The sequence below is a fragment of the Nocardia sp. NPDC102475 genome (assembly GCF_055584605.1).
The window spans coordinates 273,788-290,230 of the sequence record NZ_JBVJLS010000006.1 but is presented as its reverse complement, the minus strand read 5'-3'; the positions used below and the strand labels follow the sequence as shown (position 1 = coordinate 290,230).

General features: G+C 67.2%; 13 protein-coding genes. 7 read left to right on the top strand and 6 right to left on the bottom strand.

Going from position 1 to position 16,443, the window contains the following annotated elements; all coding sequences use genetic code 11:
- Window positions 1-119 precede the first annotated feature (119 nt).
- The 3 genes from ACZ60G_RS13965 to ACZ60G_RS13955 all read right to left on the bottom strand — a co-directional run bounded on the left by ACZ60G_RS13965 (window position 120) and on the right by ACZ60G_RS13955 (window position 4,225).
- Window positions 120-2,087 (bottom strand): serine/threonine-protein kinase, encoded by a 1,968-nt coding sequence (locus ACZ60G_RS13965; protein ID WP_465810349.1) that lies wholly within the window; start codon window positions 2,085-2,087, stop codon window positions 120-122.
- Window positions 2,088-2,159: 72 nt separating this feature from the next.
- A complete protein-coding gene (locus tag ACZ60G_RS13960) occupies window positions 2,160-2,813 on the bottom strand; it encodes a response regulator (RefSeq protein ID WP_465810561.1) in 654 nt (217 codons plus the stop codon).
- Between the two features lie 38 nt (window positions 2,814-2,851).
- The gene (locus tag ACZ60G_RS13955) at window positions 2,852-4,225 is read right to left on the bottom strand and encodes a sensor histidine kinase (protein WP_465810347.1); all 1,374 of its coding nucleotides are present in this window, start codon (window positions 4,223-4,225) and stop codon (window positions 2,852-2,854) included.
- 158 nt (window positions 4,226-4,383) lie between these two features.
- On the opposite strand from ACZ60G_RS13955, the gene ACZ60G_RS13950 reads away from it, so the two are divergent.
- The 3 genes from ACZ60G_RS13950 (at window position 4,384) to ACZ60G_RS13940 (ending at window position 8,020) form a co-directional block, all read left to right on the top strand.
- The gene (locus ACZ60G_RS13950; protein WP_465810345.1) at window positions 4,384-4,740 is read left to right on the top strand and encodes a hypothetical protein; all 357 of its coding nucleotides are present in this window, start codon (window positions 4,384-4,386) and stop codon (window positions 4,738-4,740) included.
- Between the two features lie 74 nt (window positions 4,741-4,814).
- Window positions 4,815-5,531: an ABC transporter ATP-binding protein gene (locus tag ACZ60G_RS13945; protein WP_465810343.1), complete on the top strand. Its 717-nt coding sequence runs from the start codon at window positions 4,815-4,817 to the stop codon at window positions 5,529-5,531.
- Window positions 5,528-8,020, top strand: coding sequence for an ABC transporter permease (locus ACZ60G_RS13940; protein ID WP_465810341.1), 2,493 nt, complete (start codon window positions 5,528-5,530; stop codon window positions 8,018-8,020). Before ACZ60G_RS13945 ends, ACZ60G_RS13940 begins: the two co-directional genes overlap by 4 nt.
- A gap of 10 nt (window positions 8,021-8,030) precedes the next feature.
- Here ACZ60G_RS13940 and ACZ60G_RS13935 read toward each other — a convergent pair whose 3' ends face one another.
- Window positions 8,031-10,286: a serine/threonine-protein kinase gene (locus ACZ60G_RS13935; protein WP_465810339.1), complete on the bottom strand. Its 2,256-nt coding sequence runs from the start codon at window positions 10,284-10,286 to the stop codon at window positions 8,031-8,033.
- A gap of 263 nt (window positions 10,287-10,549) precedes the next feature.
- Between ACZ60G_RS13935 and ACZ60G_RS13930 the strand changes: the two genes are divergently transcribed.
- The gene (locus ACZ60G_RS13930) at window positions 10,550-11,437 is read left to right on the top strand and encodes a serine hydrolase (RefSeq protein ID WP_465810337.1); all 888 of its coding nucleotides are present in this window, start codon (window positions 10,550-10,552) and stop codon (window positions 11,435-11,437) included.
- Here the strand turns inward: ACZ60G_RS13930 and ACZ60G_RS13925 are convergent.
- Both ACZ60G_RS13925 and ACZ60G_RS13920 read right to left on the bottom strand, forming a co-directional pair.
- Window positions 11,434-12,099: a response regulator gene (locus tag ACZ60G_RS13925; protein ID WP_465810335.1), complete on the bottom strand. Its 666-nt coding sequence runs from the start codon at window positions 12,097-12,099 to the stop codon at window positions 11,434-11,436. The genes ACZ60G_RS13930 and ACZ60G_RS13925 overlap by 4 nt on opposite strands.
- A gap of 143 nt (window positions 12,100-12,242) precedes the next feature.
- A complete protein-coding gene (locus ACZ60G_RS13920) occupies window positions 12,243-13,475 on the bottom strand; it encodes a sensor histidine kinase (RefSeq protein WP_465810333.1) in 1,233 nt (410 codons plus the stop codon).
- A gap of 169 nt (window positions 13,476-13,644) precedes the next feature.
- Here ACZ60G_RS13920 and ACZ60G_RS13915 point away from each other — a divergent pair, with 169 nt between their 5' ends.
- The 3 genes from ACZ60G_RS13915 (at window position 13,645) to ACZ60G_RS13905 (ending at window position 16,352) form a co-directional block, all read left to right on the top strand.
- Window positions 13,645-14,394 carry a hypothetical protein gene (locus tag ACZ60G_RS13915; protein ID WP_465810331.1) on the top strand — a complete coding sequence of 250 codons (750 nt, stop codon included), beginning with the start codon at window positions 13,645-13,647 and terminating at the stop codon, window positions 14,392-14,394.
- A 125-nt stretch (window positions 14,395-14,519) separates the two neighbouring features.
- Window positions 14,520-15,845 carry an alpha/beta-hydrolase family protein gene (locus tag ACZ60G_RS13910; RefSeq protein WP_465810329.1) on the top strand — a complete coding sequence of 442 codons (1,326 nt, stop codon included), beginning with the start codon at window positions 14,520-14,522 and terminating at the stop codon, window positions 15,843-15,845.
- A gap of 60 nt (window positions 15,846-15,905) precedes the next feature.
- Complete coding sequence (locus tag ACZ60G_RS13905) at window positions 15,906-16,352, top strand: SRPBCC family protein (RefSeq protein WP_465810327.1); 447 nt, start codon at window positions 15,906-15,908, stop codon at window positions 16,350-16,352.
- The last annotated feature ends 91 nt before the right edge of the window (window positions 16,353-16,443 follow it).

The following is a 16,443-nucleotide window of genomic DNA, read 5'->3' as shown; positions in this document are numbered from 1 at the left end:
GTATATCGATCGCGATGAAGCCGTGGTCGCTGGTTGCTGGATCGGCCGCCCGCCAATCTGGACGCACCCGTCATCCGACTGCACATCGAAACCGCCTGTCGCCGAGCCGGCGCCGCTACTCAGTAGACGTAGACCACCGCGTTTTCACCGCCGGTGCAGGTCACCAGTTGCCCCTCCGCGACGCAGTTCATGGTGTAGGTCCGGCCGGTAACCGGACTGGCTGCCACTACCGAGCGCGATGAGCGCGAGACGTTCGTGGCGGCGGATTCGGCATAGGCCTTGCGGACTGCTTCCGCGAAACCACAGCTGGTGACCGCGGATCCGGTGGCCGACTGGGTGAAGCTGCCTGCGACGGGTTGGCCGTTCGTGCAGTTCGTCGCGCCCGCGGGCAGGGTGACCGAGGTGGGTGCGGCCTTGGTGGTCGAGGTCGACGGCGATGTGGTCGAACCGCCCGTGGTGCCGATGGCGGCCGTCGTGGTCACCTGCGAACCTGCCTGCACATTCGAATCCTCGGATTTGCTGGAGCCCAGCACCTGCCAGCCGATGGCGCCGCCGACCGCAAGCACCACGATGACGAAGACGGTGACCATGATCGGCAGCATGACCGATCGTTCGCGCCGATACGGATCCGCGGCGGGATCCTGCGCGTAGTAATCGTCTGCGTAGTCGGGTTCGGCATAGCCCTGCGGCGGGTATTCGGCCGGTTGCGGCGACGGCCGGTACGGGTTGGGCGCCGCATGGGCGGGACCGCGCGGCGGCTCGAATGGCGGTGTGCCGGAGAAGGGTTCCGGCAACGGGACCCGGCGCGTCTCCGGAGCAGACGAATCCTGTTGCGCACCATACTGTTCCGGATACCGCCGCGCCGGGTATCGAGCCTCCGGGTACCCCGCTTCGGGGTAATGCGACTCCGGATACCGCTGAGTCGGCGGAGCCGCCGGGTACCGCGGTGACGGCAAGTGCTGCGGAAACTCCGGCGGCGCCTCCTCGTACAAATGCGCATCCGGAAACGGCCGCACCTGCCTACCGCCCACGGGCGGCCCCAACGGCGGACCGGCGGGCTGCTGCGGCGGCAACGGCGTGAACTGCAGATCGGCGGGCGAGATCACCGTCGGCGCGGTCGGATGGATCACCGCCGGAATCGTTCCCGTCGACTCCGCGGGCGAGGCCGTACTGCGGTGCACCACAGCCTGATCCGACGGTCCGCGCGACGGATCGGGCGGCCGCACGATCAGGGTCGGCGTATTCGCGGCCGGCGCGGTGCCGAGTGCGGCCCTGGCCGCGCGCGCCAGATCGGTCGCGGTCGGGAAGCGATCGGCGGCCTCCTTGGCCATGCCGCGGGCGATCACCTCGTCCATCGCCGCGGGCACGCCCGGTCGCTGCACGCTCGGTCGCGGCGGCGCCTCGGTGAGGTGCGACCGGATCAGCCCACTCATGCTCCCGGCCGAGAACGGTGTTGCTCCGGTGAGGCATTCGTGCAGTACACAGGCGAGTGAGTAGATATCCGCGCGGCCGGTCACCGGTCCGGAATCGAATCGCTCCGGGGCCATGTAGGTGTAGGAGCCGATGGCCGTGCCCGCCTGGGTGACCGCGCTGTCGCCCTCGATATGGGCGATGCCGAAGTCGACCAGGTAGGCGAAATCCGCCTCGGTGATCAGGATGTTGGCCGGTTTCACATCGCGGTGCACGAGACCGTCGGCATGCGCGGCGTCCAAACCGGCCGCGATCTGCTCGATGATGCCGATCGCGCGCTCGGCGCTCATCGGCCCCTGTTTGCGCAGGATCTCGCGCAGATCGGTGCCGGGCACCAGCCGCATATCGATGAACAGCACACCGTCGATCACGCCCCAGTCGTGGATCGGGATGATGTGCGGTTCGGCCAGCCGGGCCGCCGCCTGCGATTCGCGACGGAAGCGCACCTGGTAGACCGGGTCCCTGGCGAGTTCGTCGGACAGCAGCTTGACCGCGACCACGCGGTCCTTCACCGTGTCGTACGCCTCGTAGACCTCGCCCATACCCCCTTTGCCGAGCAGCGCTCTGAGCTCATACGGCCCGAACCGACTGCCGACTCTCCATCCAGGTCCGTCCACCCCGTCATTCCTCCACATCCCGGGCAAAGATCGCCCATCACCAGCTCCGGGTATGCGCGATCCGGCTGCCCGTCAACCCGTGGATTGTCCTGGTGCGACCACCCCGTGGTCAAACGCAAACACGATCGCGGCAGCCCGATCCCGCAGCTCCAGTTTGCCGAATATATGTCCGACATGGCTCTTGACGGTGACTTCGGAGATGCCGAGGTCGCGTGCGATCTCGGCATTGACGCGCCCGCGCCCGATCAATTGGAGCACTTCGTACTCGCGTGCCGTGAGTTCGGAGAGTCGGCTGTCGTCGCGGGTGACGGCAGGGCGAACCGTCCGATATGCCGAGAGCACCCGACCGGTGACCGACGGGTCCAACCAGGCCCCGCCGGCGGCGACTGTGCGGACGGCCCGGATGAGATCTTCGGCGGGCGAATCCTTCAGGATGAATCCGGCCGCTCCGGCCCGCAATGCGCCGGAAAGCAGCTGGTCGTCGTCGAAGGTGGTGAGCACCAGCACCGGCGGCGCACCGTCGCGCGCACGCAGCATGCGGGTCGCGTCGATGCCGCCGACACGCTTCATACGCAGATCCATCAGCACGACATCGGGCCGATTGGCCGCTATCGCGGCGGGTACCTCGTCGCCGTCGGCGCATTCGATGACCACGAAACCGTAGCGCCGACGCAGGATGCGCCGCAGCCCACCGCGGACGAGTTCCTGATCGTCGACGACCAGCACGGTGACGGTCTCCTCGCCGCCGGCCGCAGCCCCTGTCGTCACGCGCCCTCCCCTACCGCGCCGTCGCGCCGCATGTCACGCACCGCACTCGCGGCCCCATGGATCACGTCGGGCAGTCCGCACGACATCGACCAGGCCCGCGCGCCGCTCAGCGGGAATTCGGCTCGCACCGTCCAGCCGTCGTCGTATGGACCGGTCTTGATGCGGCCACCGAGCAGTTCGGCGCGCTGGCGCATACCGGACAGTCCCATCCCGCCGCCGAGATCCGGCGGCAATCCCTTGGGCAGCGAATTGTTCACGATGAGCCGGGCCACCGACGAGTCCACCTCCAACAGCACGGTCGCGGTCGCGCCGGGCGCATGTTTGATCACGTTGGCCAGGGACTCCTGGCCGATCCGATAGAGCGCGAGCCCGACCGCCGCGGACACCGCGGACAGATCCTCGGTACGGGTGTAGCGAATATCCAATCCGGCCCCCGCGAAATCACCGACCAGATCATCGATATCGCGGATGCCGGGCTCCGGAACGAGTTTGGACGGCCGGGCGTCGAGCAGGCCGATAGTGCGGCGGATATCGGCCATGGCCTGCCTGCCGAGTCGCTCGGCGTCGACCAGTGCGTCCACCGCTTCGTCCACGTCACGGTCGGTCTGCAAGGCGTGCCGGGCGGCGGTCAGATGCAGCAGGGTGATGCTCAGCGAATGCGCGATGACATCGTGCACCTCGCGCGCGATCCGGCTGCGCTCCGCGTCGGCGGCGCGTTCGGCTCGGATCTGCTGACTCTGGCGTTCCTGATAGAGGAATTTGCGTTGGTACTGCAGCATCACGCCGACCAGCCAGCCGAGTGCGATCCCGACGATGTACATCTGCAGGCCGGCCAACCGCTGACCCGACACGCTCCACATCAGATGACCGGCCGCGTCGAAGGCCATCAACTCGAGTACCGCGACCGCCGCGAACAATGCGCTGAAGCGTTTTCGCACGATGGCCGCGACCTCGCCGACCATCACCACCAGGATGAACGGGGAAAGGTCGGACGACACCGGCTGGGTGAGCATGATCGCTGTCGCGACCAGGCCGGAGACCGCGAGCAGGATCGGGCTCGGCGTCACACCGAAGAAGCAGAACAGCGGCACCGAGACGAAGACCAGGACGAGCGCCAGAATCGGCAGCGCGGTCGGGAAATATTCGTGGCGCTGAATGACGGCCCCGACACCGACCACCAGCAGAGCCGCGTCGGCGCTGATCATCACCGAGGGCGGGTAGTCGAACGGCAGCTCTTCGAGATTGCGGCGCAGGACCGCGACCGGGTTGCGTACGAAGGCAACGAACCGATCCCGGACGCGCCCACTCTCCCGGAACGGTATCGCCGGTTGGGCGCCCGCCGACGATGCGATGGCGTGGGTCACATCCATCCTGTAAGGCTAACCGCCTGGTCGGGGCCGGTGCATCGTGCTCGGAGCGGGCCGCTGCTCCTACCGCGGTAGGAGATCGATTCGCGTCCCTGGCACGAAGACACCGTATTTCGTCGTCCGTAGCGTGAGATCTACCAAATCACGGAAGGGCATATGCGATGTCCGATCATTTCGAGCGACCTGCAAGCAATCGCAACGGATGGGAAGATCACCACCGCCGAACCGAGATCGTGCACACCGTGCTCACCCGCACGGCCATCGATCCGGCCAGCCCCGACTTGTTCGCGGAGATCCCGGAACTGGACCGGTTGTTCGGCGGACCGGATGGCCTCTTGCTCGCGTTGCGATATCGGTGGAATATCCATCTCGACGCGAAATTGGACCAGGCGCTGGTGCAGGGCCAATCCACGGTCGAGGCCTATCTCGAACTCGCCGCCGAACAACCGGTCCTGCGCGCCGTACTCGACGCGCAGTATCGCCGCCGAGTTCAGGCGGCCGAGGCGATGGCGCGATAACGCGCAGGTGCGACACTGCGGTGCGCCACAATCGACCAAGATCGAATAGTTGAGAAAGAGGGTGGGGGACCGCCATGTCGGACCAGGCCATGCTGGAACTGACCGATATCACCAAGGAATATCGCGTCGGCGAACAGGCGGTGCGCGCACTGGACGGCATCAGCCTGCGCATCGAATCCGGTGAATTCACCTCGATCATCGGGCCGTCCGGCTCGGGTAAGAGCACGCTGTTGCATCTGCTCGGCGCACTCGATACCCCCGACTCCGGGTCGATCCGCTTCCGGGGTGAGGAGATCGGCGACCTCGACGACGAGCGGCAGTCCGAATTCCGCCGCCACCGTGTCGGTTTCATCTTCCAGTTCTTCAATCTGCTGCCGACCCTCACTGCCTGGGAAAATGTCGCCATCCCGAAGCTGTTGGACGGCACCGGATTGCGCAAGGCCAAACCGCGCGCGCTGGAACTGCTCGACCTGGTCGGGCTGAGTGAACGCGCCGCCCATCGGCCCGCCGAATTGTCCGGCGGTCAGATGCAGCGCGTCGCGGTGGCGCGGGCATTGATCATGGATCCGCCGCTGATCCTGGCCGACGAACCGACCGGCAATCTGGATTCCAAGACCGGTGGGTCCATCCTGAAACTGCTCGGCGATATTGCGGGCAACGGAAATTCGGTGGTGATGGTGACCCACGATATGGGCGCTGTCGAATACTGCGACCGGGTGATCACGTTGCGCGACGGGCAGATCGGCTCCAATGACAAGGTCGATATCGCCACGCGGACGGTGCGCGCGTGATCGGCGCGGCATGGGATCGGCTGCGGCTGTTCAATATCGGTGAACTGCTCGCCCACCGCGGCCGCACCCTCATGTCACTGGCGGTGATGTCCATTTCGGCATCGCTGCTGGTCGCGGTGTTCAGCATCTCCGGTTCGGTCACCGGTTCGGTGGACCGCCTGACCCAAAGTCTCGGCGGCAATGCCGTATTGGAGGTCACCGGGATCACCGACGCGGGCTTCGATCAGCAGGAACTGCAGCGCATCGCGACCACACCCGGCGTCGACAAGGCAGTGCCGATGTTGCGCGCGCAGGTCGGATCGGGAGCCGACAAGGCGCTGCTGCTCGGCGCCGACACGAGCATTACCGCACTCGGCAGCGATCTGGGCGGGCCGATGGCCGCGCAGGCGAGCAAATTGCTCACCGTGCCGAATGGTGTCCTGGTCGGATCCGGGATGGGGCGCGCCGAGGGCGAACACTTCCCACTCGGTTCTGGAACCGTCACTGTCGCAGCGGTTCTCGATAAAAAGGCATCCAAGCAGCTCAACGGTGGCCACATCATTGCCGCCCCGCTCGGGCTCGCGCAGAAACTCACCGACCGCGTCGGGCGGCTGGACTCGATTCAGATCATCGCGGCCGACGGCACCGATGTCGACCAGTTGCGCGAGCGGCTGACCAAGGTGGTCGACGGACGCGCCGTGGTCGCCGATCCCGGGCTGCGCACCGCACAGGCCGGTGGCGCCATCCAGATCGTGCGGTACTCGACTCTCATGGCCTCGGCGGCCGCCCTGATCGTCTCGGCATTCCTGATCTACAACGCGATGAGTATGGCGGTCGCCCAGCGCAGGCCGGTGTTGTCCATGCTGCGGGCCATCGGCGGCAAGCGCGGGCCGATGGTGCGTGATCTGCTGGTCGAGGCGGCGCTGCTCGGTGTGCTCGGCGGGTTGGGTGGCGCGGCGGTCGGCGCGGCCATGGGGGGCGTCGCGATCGGCAAACTTCCCACCGCCATCATGCAATCGGTGGAGGCACGCACCGAATACATGGTGCCCGGGTACGCGATTCCGATGGCGATCGGCGCTTGCGTGGTGGCCAGTGTGCTGGCGGCCGCCATCGCCGCACGCCAGGTGTACAAGGTCGAACCGATCGAGGCGCTCGCGCCGGTGAGGGTGGCGCGCACCGATACGACGAGTGCGGCACTGCGCTGGACCTCGATCGTGCTCGGCGCCGGCCTCATCGTCAGCGCGATCGTCATTGCCGAGGCCGATCTGGGCCGCATATCGCTGGCGTCGATCTCGATGTCATTCGCCGGGGCGGTCACGCTGTGCTTCGCCGCCACCGGACCGATCGTGCGGGCTGCCGCGGCGATCGCCGGACGCTTCGGCGCACCGGGCACGCTCGGGGCCACCACCCTCGAACGCGCACCGCGACGAGTGTGGGCCACGGCGATGACGGTGATGATCGGCGTATCCGCCACGGTCGCGATGGGTGGGGGCTCGCGCAATATGGTCGATTCGGCCACCGCCTCCTTCGCGGGCTTCCGCGACACCGATCTGTTCGTCAGCACCAGTTCGATGGAGCAGTTCCCTACGGGTCCGTTGCTGCCCAATGGACTACGCGAGAAGATCGCCGAGGTGCCCGGTGTCGAGGAGGTCGGGCCCGCGCAGATGGCCTTCGCCACCCTCGGCACCGGACGGGTGATGTTGCAGGGGTATCCGAGCGAGGCGGACGAATCCGAGACCGGCTCGGTGAGTCGAGAAGTCATGGCCCACTTGGCCACCGGGGAAGGGGTGGCTATATCTCGGGATGTCGCGCGATCGCTCGGCGTCGGCGCCGGGGCCGAATTGACCCTGCCGACCCCGACCGGCAACCACACCGTGCGGGTGCTGGACGTGATTCCATATATCTCGGCCATCTCGGGTGTGGTCGTGATGAATCTGGACCAGATGCGCGCGTGGTATCAGCGACCGGGTGAAACCGTACTCGCGGTGCATTTCCAACCGGGCGTGGACAAGTCGGCGGTGCAGGCCGCCGTGCGGCGCGTGGTGCCCGCCGATATCCACGTCGACACCGGCGCGCAAGCGGTCGTCGCCATCTCCTCCAGCCTGCGGCAAGGCTCGGCGATCAGTTACGCCATTCTGTGGATCGTGGTGTTGGTGGCCACCGTGGCACTGCTGAACACCCTGATGCTCTCGGTCCTGGAGCGCCGCCGCGAACTCGGCGTACTGCGGGCCATGGGCACCAGCCGCAAATTCCTGCTGCGCTCAGTGCTCGCCGAGGCCGTCGGCATCGGGTTCATCGGCGCGGCAATAGGTCTCGCGGCCGGCGCGGCGATCCAGTATCTGGCGACCGTCGCCGTCGGGCACGCGCTCACAATCGACATCGCGTACCAGCCGAGCCCGATGCTGCTGGTCTACGGCACCGCCGCACTCGCATTGGCGCTACTCGGATCGATTCCGCCCGCGTTGCGTGCGGCACGCATGCCGATCGTGGAGGCGTTGGCGGTCGACTGAGTCCAGGCGATTACAGCGGTGCTGCGTCCCACCATGCGGTGAGTGCGTCCTGGGCCGTGGGGGTCGGCGGCACGGTTTGCACTCCTCCGGCGGTGCCGTGGTTGCTCACGTACACCAGGAAATTCGAGCGGACCGGGTCGGATTCGAAGCTCACTACCAGTTTGGCTGTGTGGTAGAAGGACTGGAGAGGGCCGGGTGGGTCTTCCACGACCCAGCGGTGCGTGTTGACCGGGATTCCGCTTTTCTTACCGGCCGTTGCGACATTGGCGGGTAGTGCCTGGACCACGGCTCGGGCGTCGGCGGCGGAGGCGTATTCGAGGATCGTGTAGCTCATCTGCGTGGTGGCCTGGATTTCGCGATGGCATTCCCATGCGGTGACCCAGGGGCTGGATTTCAAGGGTTCGTCCTCGATCCCCAGCGGCTCCCCGGCCTCCGATGCCATGCAGCGCGCGTCTTGATAGGCCTCGCCGAAATCGTCCTTACCCTGCGGCACCAGATTCGGAAAAAGCCTGCGGCTCTTGGCAAGTACATCGGAGGGAGCGGCCACCGTCGTCGAGGTAACGGGTGCTGGCACGGCGGCATCGGGCGAGCCTTCCGACTCCCAGCCGACGACCACGAGCGTGCCCATTACCGCGATCACCGCGACCACGATGCCGACGGCGATCCAGCCGACCAGCACGGCCGTACTCCGGCCATGGTCCGGAGTCGGTTGCGGGCCGACGGCATTCGGCCCGAAGGGGGGTGGTGCTGCGCCAGGCGGCATCGCGGCCGGCGGCTGTTGCGGCGGCTGACCCGGTATCGGCGGTCCCTGAGTCGGCTGGCCCGGAACCGGCGAGCCCTGCGCCGCTGGGGCCTGCACCGGTTGGCCCTGTACCGGCACGCCCTGCATGGGCTGGCCCTGCGCCGGTTGTCCCTGCCCCACTGGCCCCTGCGCGCCCTGCTGAGGCGGAGCTGCCTGCTGCGATGCCGCCGGATATGCCGCGGCTTGCGCTGCCCCCGGCTGAGGTGGAGCCCCCGGATACGCCGCGGCCTGTGGTGGCCCCTGCGCCGGTGGCACACCCGGCTGCGCGGGCGCCAACGAGTACCCCGCAGCCTGTGGTGCCCCCTGCGCCGGCGGCCCTTGCGTCGCTGGTGCACCCGGCTGCGGCGCCGCTTGCTGCGCAGGTGCCGCAGGGTAACCCGCGGCCTGCGGCACCCCGGGCGCCATCGGTTGCTGTGGTGGTGGATAGGCCTGCGGCGCAGCGCCATATCCAGCGGGCCCGACCGCCTGCGTGGACTGCGCGAAGGCCCCCTGATCAGCGGGCACACCGAATCCCGGTGCGGGCGGGGCGGATCCGACGGCCTGTCCCGGATATACCGGCGGGAAGCCGGGATTCACCTGCACGGTGGCAACCGGCGGCGCGGTCAATGCCTTGCGGGCCGCGGCGGCGAACTCGGCACATGTCGCGTACCGATGTTCGGGACGTTTGGCCATCGCCTTGGCGAGCACCCCGTCCAGCGCGGGATTCAAACCCTGGCGTCGGGTCGCCAATGGCGCGGCGACATGTTGCAGATGCCCGCGGATGATGTCGTTCGGATCGGGCGCGTCGAATGGCGCCATGCCGGTGAACAGCCAGTACAGCGCGCACGCCAACGAGTACTGATCGGTGCGGTTGTCCAGCTTGGCGCCGGTCATCTGCTCCGGCGAGGCATAGGACAGGGTCGCGCTGAACATGCCGGTCTGGGTCAGGTGCGTGGAGTCCTCCCGCAATCGGGCGATGCCGAAGTCGGTCAGGAAGACCCGCTCGCCCTGCCCACCGGTGGAACGAGCCAGCAAGAAGTTGGCGGGCTTCACATCCCGATGCAGCACACCCATGCCGTGCGCGTAATCCAGTGCCGCCGCGACACCCTCGATGATCTGCACCGCCCGCTCCGGCGGCAGTGTCATCGGGTCGACGGTCGCCGCGTCGACGCCGTCGATGTACTGCATGGAGATCCAGAGCTGGTTGTCCTCGGAGCCGCGGTCGTACACGGCGACGATATTCGGGTGGTCCAGATGCGCGGCCAGATCGGCCTCCCGATCGAAGCGGGCACGCACCTCGGCGTCGGTGAACAACTCCCGATTCAGCAGCTTCAGCGCCGTCTGCTTACCGAGGCGGGGGTGTCTGGCCAGGTATACCGAGCCCATGCCCCCCTGGCCGAGCAGCCGCTCCACGGTGAACCCGGCGAACACCTCACCGCTGTTCAGCAACGCGACCCCCTTCAGGTGACTGCGGCCCTCGGACATCGGTCGTCCGAGCGCGTAAACAGAGTTGTGAGCCTACCGGGTAGCCCCTTGGCCACGCCGTTTCGAATTCTCCGGGAAAATCGGCGAAACTATCAACAGGGCGTCAGCACCGTGTCGGCTCCTGGCATGACTCGGTGCTGATTGCGCGACGTCCGGTCACCGACCGGGCGGGTGTGACGAGGATGTTTTTCGCACCGCCGATGGAACAACGGGTGTCAGGTTGTGGTGGTGCGGAGAACGCGGCGGTGAGGTCTACAAGAACGATGGTGAATTATCGGGTGGCGCTGCGCGGCGCGGCACTCACGGTTTTGGTCACGCTCACCTCCTGTTCCCTCTTACCCAGCACCCACGACGCGCCCGCGGAGCCGACGCTCCCCGTCGAACGGCCCGGTTCCTGGCATCCCGGCTGGTCGATCTCGCGGCCCGATTCACTGGCCGCCGATTTCACCCAACTGCAGCCGAATCTGTCGGGGCAGATCGGGATGGCCATCATGCCGGTCGGCGGCGGCCGGATGACCATCTTCGGCGACTGGACCAGCGGCATCGCCTGGTCCACCATCAAGGTTCCGCTGGCCATCGCTGCGCTGCGGCACGACCCGACCGGTGTCGTCGAATACGCGCACGAGGCGATCACTGTCTCGGATAACGATGCGGCCGAAGCACTCTGGGAGTCGCTCGGTGACGGCGAAGAGGCCGCGCGGGCCGTTCAGGAGGTCCTCGACGAGGCAGGCGACGCGCTGACCAATGTGTACGGACCGAAGACCAGCATGGACTACACCGCATTCGGCGCGACCGAATGGACGCTGGCCAATCAGGTGCGCTTCGCCTCGCAGCTGCCGTGCCTGCCCGAGTCCGCCACCGTGGTCGAGCTGATGGAACAGATCACGCCGGAACAGCGCTGGGGCCTTGGCATCATCGAGGGCACCGAATTCAAGGGCGGCTGGGGGCCCGACGACGAAACCGGCGTCTACACGGTCCGTCAGTTCGGCATCGTGCCGACCCGATCCGGTGGTGTCGCGGTCGCGCTTGCGGCACAGGCGGATTCGGGCACCTTCGAGGATGCGACCGCCCTGCTCGATCGGCTGGCCCGGCTGCTGTCGCGACACCTCGACGATCTCAACGGCGGTAAGTGCCAGCAGCAGCCGCGCTAGCCAGGGGTGACCAGACCGGATTCGTAGGCGAGCACGACCGCCTGCGCGCGGTCGCGCAGATTCAACTTCGAAAATACCTTGGAGACATGGGTTTTCACGGTCTGCTCGGCGACGAACAGCGCGGTGGCGATCTCGGTATTGGACATGCCCTTGGCGATCAACTCCAGCACCTCGCGTTCACGCGGAGTCAGTGACGCCAGCGCGGGAGTGGGTTTGACACGGCTCGCGCTGCGGCGGCGGGTGACATCGGCGATCAGTCGGCGGGTGACCGTCGGGGCGAGCAGGGCCTGGCCGTCGGCGACCACGCGCACCGCGCGCACCAACTCCTCGGCGGGCGCGTCCTTGAGCAGGAATCCGCTGGCGCCGATGCTCAAAGCCTCGTAGACGTAATCGTCGATATCGAAGGTGGTCAGCATGAGGACCCGCACCGGCGGGTCGAAGCCGGCGTCGAGGATGGCGCGCGCGGCGTCGAGTCCGTTCATCTCCGGCATGCGCACATCCATCAGCACCACATCCGGGCGCAGCCGCTTGGCCTCGGCGACGGCGACCTTTCCGTCCGGCGCGTCACCGACCACGCTGATATCGGATTGGGCGGCGAGTAGGGCGCCGAAACCCTGACGCACCATGGCCTGGTCGTCGGCGATCAGAACGGTAATTGCCACCAACAGAGCCTATCCGCCTACTCTGGCCGGACAAGTTGGGTGCCACATGCGTCCCATTCAGGTGCACGGCGAGTTCGGGCGTACCCGACGAGTTGGCCATGTCCATTCGAAATCAATTGCCCTGTACGAATTTTCAGGGATGCTCAAACGTCTTCGGCGGCAGTCACCGTGGCGATCATCACCGGGTCGAGAGCCGACCCGGACGCCGGAACGATCGGCAGCCGAGCCCGGACCTCGAAACCGCCGTCCGCACGCGGACCCGCCGATACCTCGCCGCCGACCGCGAGCGCCCGCGCCCGCATGCCCGCGATGCCGTGGCCGCCGTTGCCGACCGGTCGTGCGACGGTAGCGCTCAGCGCGTTGCCGACGCTCAGCTGCAGTGCGTCGGCGCCGATCACGATCGCTACCTGCACCGGTGCACCTGGGGCGTGCCGAGAGGCGTTGGACAGCGACTCCTGGACGATCCGGTACAGCGCGAGGCCGACCGAATCCGGGACCGGATCCAGCAGTCCGTCGACGGTCCAGTCGATGCGCACACCGGCGCGGCGGGCGCCCTCGAACAGGCCGAGCACATCGGCGGCCTTCGGTTGCGGTGCGTGTTCGGGCAGTTGGCCGTCGCTGCGCAGCACACCGAGCATGCCGCGGATCTCGTTCAATGCCTCGCGGGCGGTCGCGCCGATGGATTCGAATTCCGCGCGAGCGGCGGGAGTCACGCCCTCGACCCGATAGGGCGCGGTCTGGGCCTGCACCACGACGAGGGACATGTGGTGGGCGACGACATCGTGCAGGTCGCGGGCGATGCGGGCCTTCTCCTCCAGGATGGCGCGCCGGGCCCGCTCCAGTTCGTTCTCCTCCTCCTGGGCCAGCAACTGTTTGCGCGACTGCACCAGCCAGCGCACCAGCATCGCGAACAGCACGACGGCGGCGAAGGCGATCGGCCAGGCCCACGCACCGCCGGAGATGTCACCGTCGCTCGTCATCGTGGTGGCCAGCAGCAACGAGGTGGCACCCCAGGCGACCGCGACGATCGGGACCGCCGCGCGCAGGGCCACCGCGAACAGCAGCGCGAACAGGCACAGGATGTGCACGACCTGGATCGGGATCTCATTGTCCGGCTGATTCGGGATGGCCAGGGCGATGAGCAGGGCCGAACCCGCGGATATCGCCCAGCCCAGTGCCGGGTTGAGCCGGATCAGCAGGATGGGGAACGCGGCGAGTGCGGCGATGAACGGCTGCACCGCGACCGGTACGTCATGAGTGAGGTGCAGTGTCGGCCAGGCAACGGCGTAGAAGATCACCGCGAGCAGCACGGTGAACGCGTCGAACCACATCCGCGCGTTCATTCCCTTGATCCCGCTGCGACGTTTTTCCCTCATGGCTACGACTGTAGGAAGCCCGAGTGGTCGGGGTCCTCATACCCACGGGTGAATTCCGGTCCGATACCGGAGTAGGAGGACTCGCGTGCGCTCCCCCGGCGGCACGGGCCGGGAAACCGCTCCGCGGCGTGAGGTGGCGTAGCGGGATTGATTCCTACCGTCGAGCACCATGAGCACACCGACCATCGATGCCGGCGCCCGCACCCGATCCATCGCACGACGCTGTGCCGCACTCACAGCGGCCGCACTGACCACCATGGCGGCCACCATCATGCTTGCGCCCGCGGCGCATGCCGCCACCGTCGAGCGGCTGGTGGAGAATGCGTCGGCCGGTGCCGCGGTGATCGACCTGACCTCGGGCGGGCCGGGGTCGGTCGAGGTGATTCCCGCTGATTTCGCGGAGCGGTTCGGGTATCGACCAGCTGTTGTCGATGGGCTGCTGGCGAATCCGGGTGGGGATTGCTCATCGCCGGTGACATTGCCCGGCGAGTTCGAGACCGCTTGTAAGGCACACGATTTGGGGTATGACCTGCTGCGCTATGCGGACGCGCAGGGTCAGCCGCTGGGCGGGTGGGCCAGGCAGGCACTGGATGCGACGCTGGCCGTGCATATGCACGAGGCGTGCGCGGCTCGGGACGACGAGTTCTCGCGGGCACGGTGCAATGCGATGGCGAGCATTGCGGATACATTCGTCGATCTGAATTCGCGGCGGCAGGACTATGGCGTGCCGGTTGTCGAATCTGGTTTCGGGGCAGAAGATTCCGGGAACAGCGGGTGGATCGTCGGTGGCGGTCTGGTCGGGCTCGGGGCGGCCGGGTTCCTGCCGTCCGTCCGGCGGCGGCTTACCGATTCACGGGATCGACGTCGTTCTTCGGTACGAGCTTCGAACCGTAGCGGCGCTCTGGGAGTTCAGGCATGAGCACGTTGACCGCGACCAGACCGGTTTCTCCCCGGAACGATTCGGGCTCGTCGCCCAGTACGAGCATTTCACCTGGATCGGGGAATCGCTGGAAGAGGCTCGTCACCAAGGGATTTCACTGTGGTGTGCGGCCGCGAATCGGCACGACGCTCGGAATCGGTCTCGGTACCTCGATATCCCTGGCCCCCAGTCTGCTTCCGCGCACACCGAGTGCCCAGGCGATGTTGACCGGGCTGCTCGCGGCAGTTGCGCTGGCCGTCGCGGGGGTTCTTCGGTTTGCGTTGCGGCGCTGGGATTTCGATATCAACCGTCGGATGGATCGATTCCGCACACCGTTGCTCGGTGTGGCCGTGCTCGCGGTCGCCGGCATGGTCGTGCAGGCAACTCATTGGCAGAACCGGTTGCGTGCGGCGATGGATACCGCGCTGATCGGTCCGGACTATTGGCTGCGCTGGGCGCTCGCATCCGTAGCGATCGTGGGGGTTGTCGCCGGAATCGTCCGCGCAACTGGATGGTTCGCGCGGAAGCTGGGTTCGGCGCGCAGTGTCGCCGTGGGGGTGGTGACGGTGTCGGTGCTCTACCTCGTCGGGGTGCCCGCGGTTGTCGATTGGCGCCGCAGTACCTACGTCGCCGCCAATGCGACGATCGATCCCGTACTGGTGCAACCGGTTTCGTATGTTCGGTCCGGGAGCGCCGAATCCGCGGTCAGCTGGTCTTCATTAGGCGCGGAGGGACGCAAGTTCGTCACCGGATCGCCCGTGGGACCGATCCGGGTGTACGTCGGACTCGACTCCGCACCCGATCTCGATTCCCGTGTGGCCCTGGCCATTCGAGAGCTGGAACGATCCGGCGGATTCGAGCGGTCGAATATCGTGCTCGCGGTGCCGACCGGGTCCGGATGGATCGACGCGAATGCGGTTCGCGGGTTCTACGAACGCTTCGGCGGTGATGTCGCACTCGTCGGGATGCAGTACTCCTACGCCCCCAGCTGGGTGACCTTCGTCTTCGGGCGCGCCGATGCGGTCGCGTATGCGCGAGCGCTGTTCGATGCCGTGCAGCGCCGCATCGACACCCTCGACCACAAGCCCGAGCTCTACGTCTACGGGCAGAGTCTCGGCGCGCTCGGCGGGAGCTCGATATTCGCCGACGACGCCGACCAGGACCGCCGGACCTGCGCGGCGCTCTGGGCGGGCCCACCCGCCGGTCAGGTGCATCGGGCGGGCGCGACGATATTGGCCAACAGCTCGGATCCGGTGGTGCATTGGTCGCCGTCGCTGCTGTGGCGCGCACCCGAGCTCCGCGACGTTCGGGTGGATGCCCCGGTGCCACAATGGCTTCCGGTGATCAGCTTCCTGCAGACCAGCGCGGATCTGCTCGCCGCACTGAACGCGCCGCCGGGCCACGGCCACCGCTACGGCACCGATCAGGGCACCGCCATGGGCGCCTGCTGACCCGCGACTTTCCTGCTGACAGGCTTGATCAGCTATAGAACATGTTCTAATTTGCTAACCATGTCCTTTGTCATCGATGCCACCGTCGAAATCGACGCCCCCGCCGAACTGGTGTGGCAGGTGATCACCGACCTGCCCCGCTACGGCGAGTGGAACCCCTTCTGCATCGAATGCCGCAGCACCCTCGTCCCCGGCGAACCGATCGATATGCTGGTCGCGCTCTCCGGCTCCAGCCCGCGCCGCCAGCGCGAATGGATGGTCTCGCACACCCCGGGCACCGAACTCAGCTACTCGATGAAGCCGGTCCCCCTCGGCGCCCTGCACAGCCTGCGCGCACACCGCGTCACCGCACTCGGCCCGGACCGCACCCGCTACGAATCCCACTTCGAACTCGGCGGCTGGCTGCACGGACTGGTAGTAGCCGCCCTCGGCAAAAACCTCCAACGCGGCTTCGCGGGCATGACCGAAGGCATCCAAAAGCAAGCCGAATCCCTCCGCGCCAGCTGATCGCACGACAACGCACTCGAACGAACATCCGTGAGAGCGGGTGGGGTCGGGGTCTCTTCGGGGTAAAGGCGGGGTGGGGGAATGCGGGTTC

Excerpts from the sequence above, each read along its gene's own strand:
- ACZ60G_RS13955 (WP_465810347.1), bottom strand. The coding sequence starts at position 4,225 with ATGGATGTGACCCACGCCATCGCATCGTCGGCGGGCGCCCAACCGGCG.
- ACZ60G_RS13950 (WP_465810345.1), top strand. The coding sequence starts at position 4,384 with ATGTCCGATCATTTCGAGCGACCTGCAAGCAATCGCAACGGATGGGAA.
- ACZ60G_RS13945 (WP_465810343.1), top strand. The coding sequence starts at position 4,815 with ATGTCGGACCAGGCCATGCTGGAACTGACCGATATCACCAAGGAATAT.
- ACZ60G_RS13935 (WP_465810339.1), bottom strand. The coding sequence starts at position 10,286 with ATGTCCGAGGGCCGCAGTCACCTGAAGGGGGTCGCGTTGCTGAACAGC.
- ACZ60G_RS13930 (WP_465810337.1), top strand. The coding sequence starts at position 10,550 with ATGGTGAATTATCGGGTGGCGCTGCGCGGCGCGGCACTCACGGTTTTG.
- ACZ60G_RS13920 (WP_465810333.1), bottom strand. The coding sequence starts at position 13,475 with ATGAGGGAAAAACGTCGCAGCGGGATCAAGGGAATGAACGCGCGGATG.
- ACZ60G_RS13915 (WP_465810331.1), top strand. The coding sequence starts at position 13,645 with ATGAGCACACCGACCATCGATGCCGGCGCCCGCACCCGATCCATCGCA.
- ACZ60G_RS13905 (WP_465810327.1), top strand. The coding sequence starts at position 15,906 with ATGTCCTTTGTCATCGATGCCACCGTCGAAATCGACGCCCCCGCCGAA.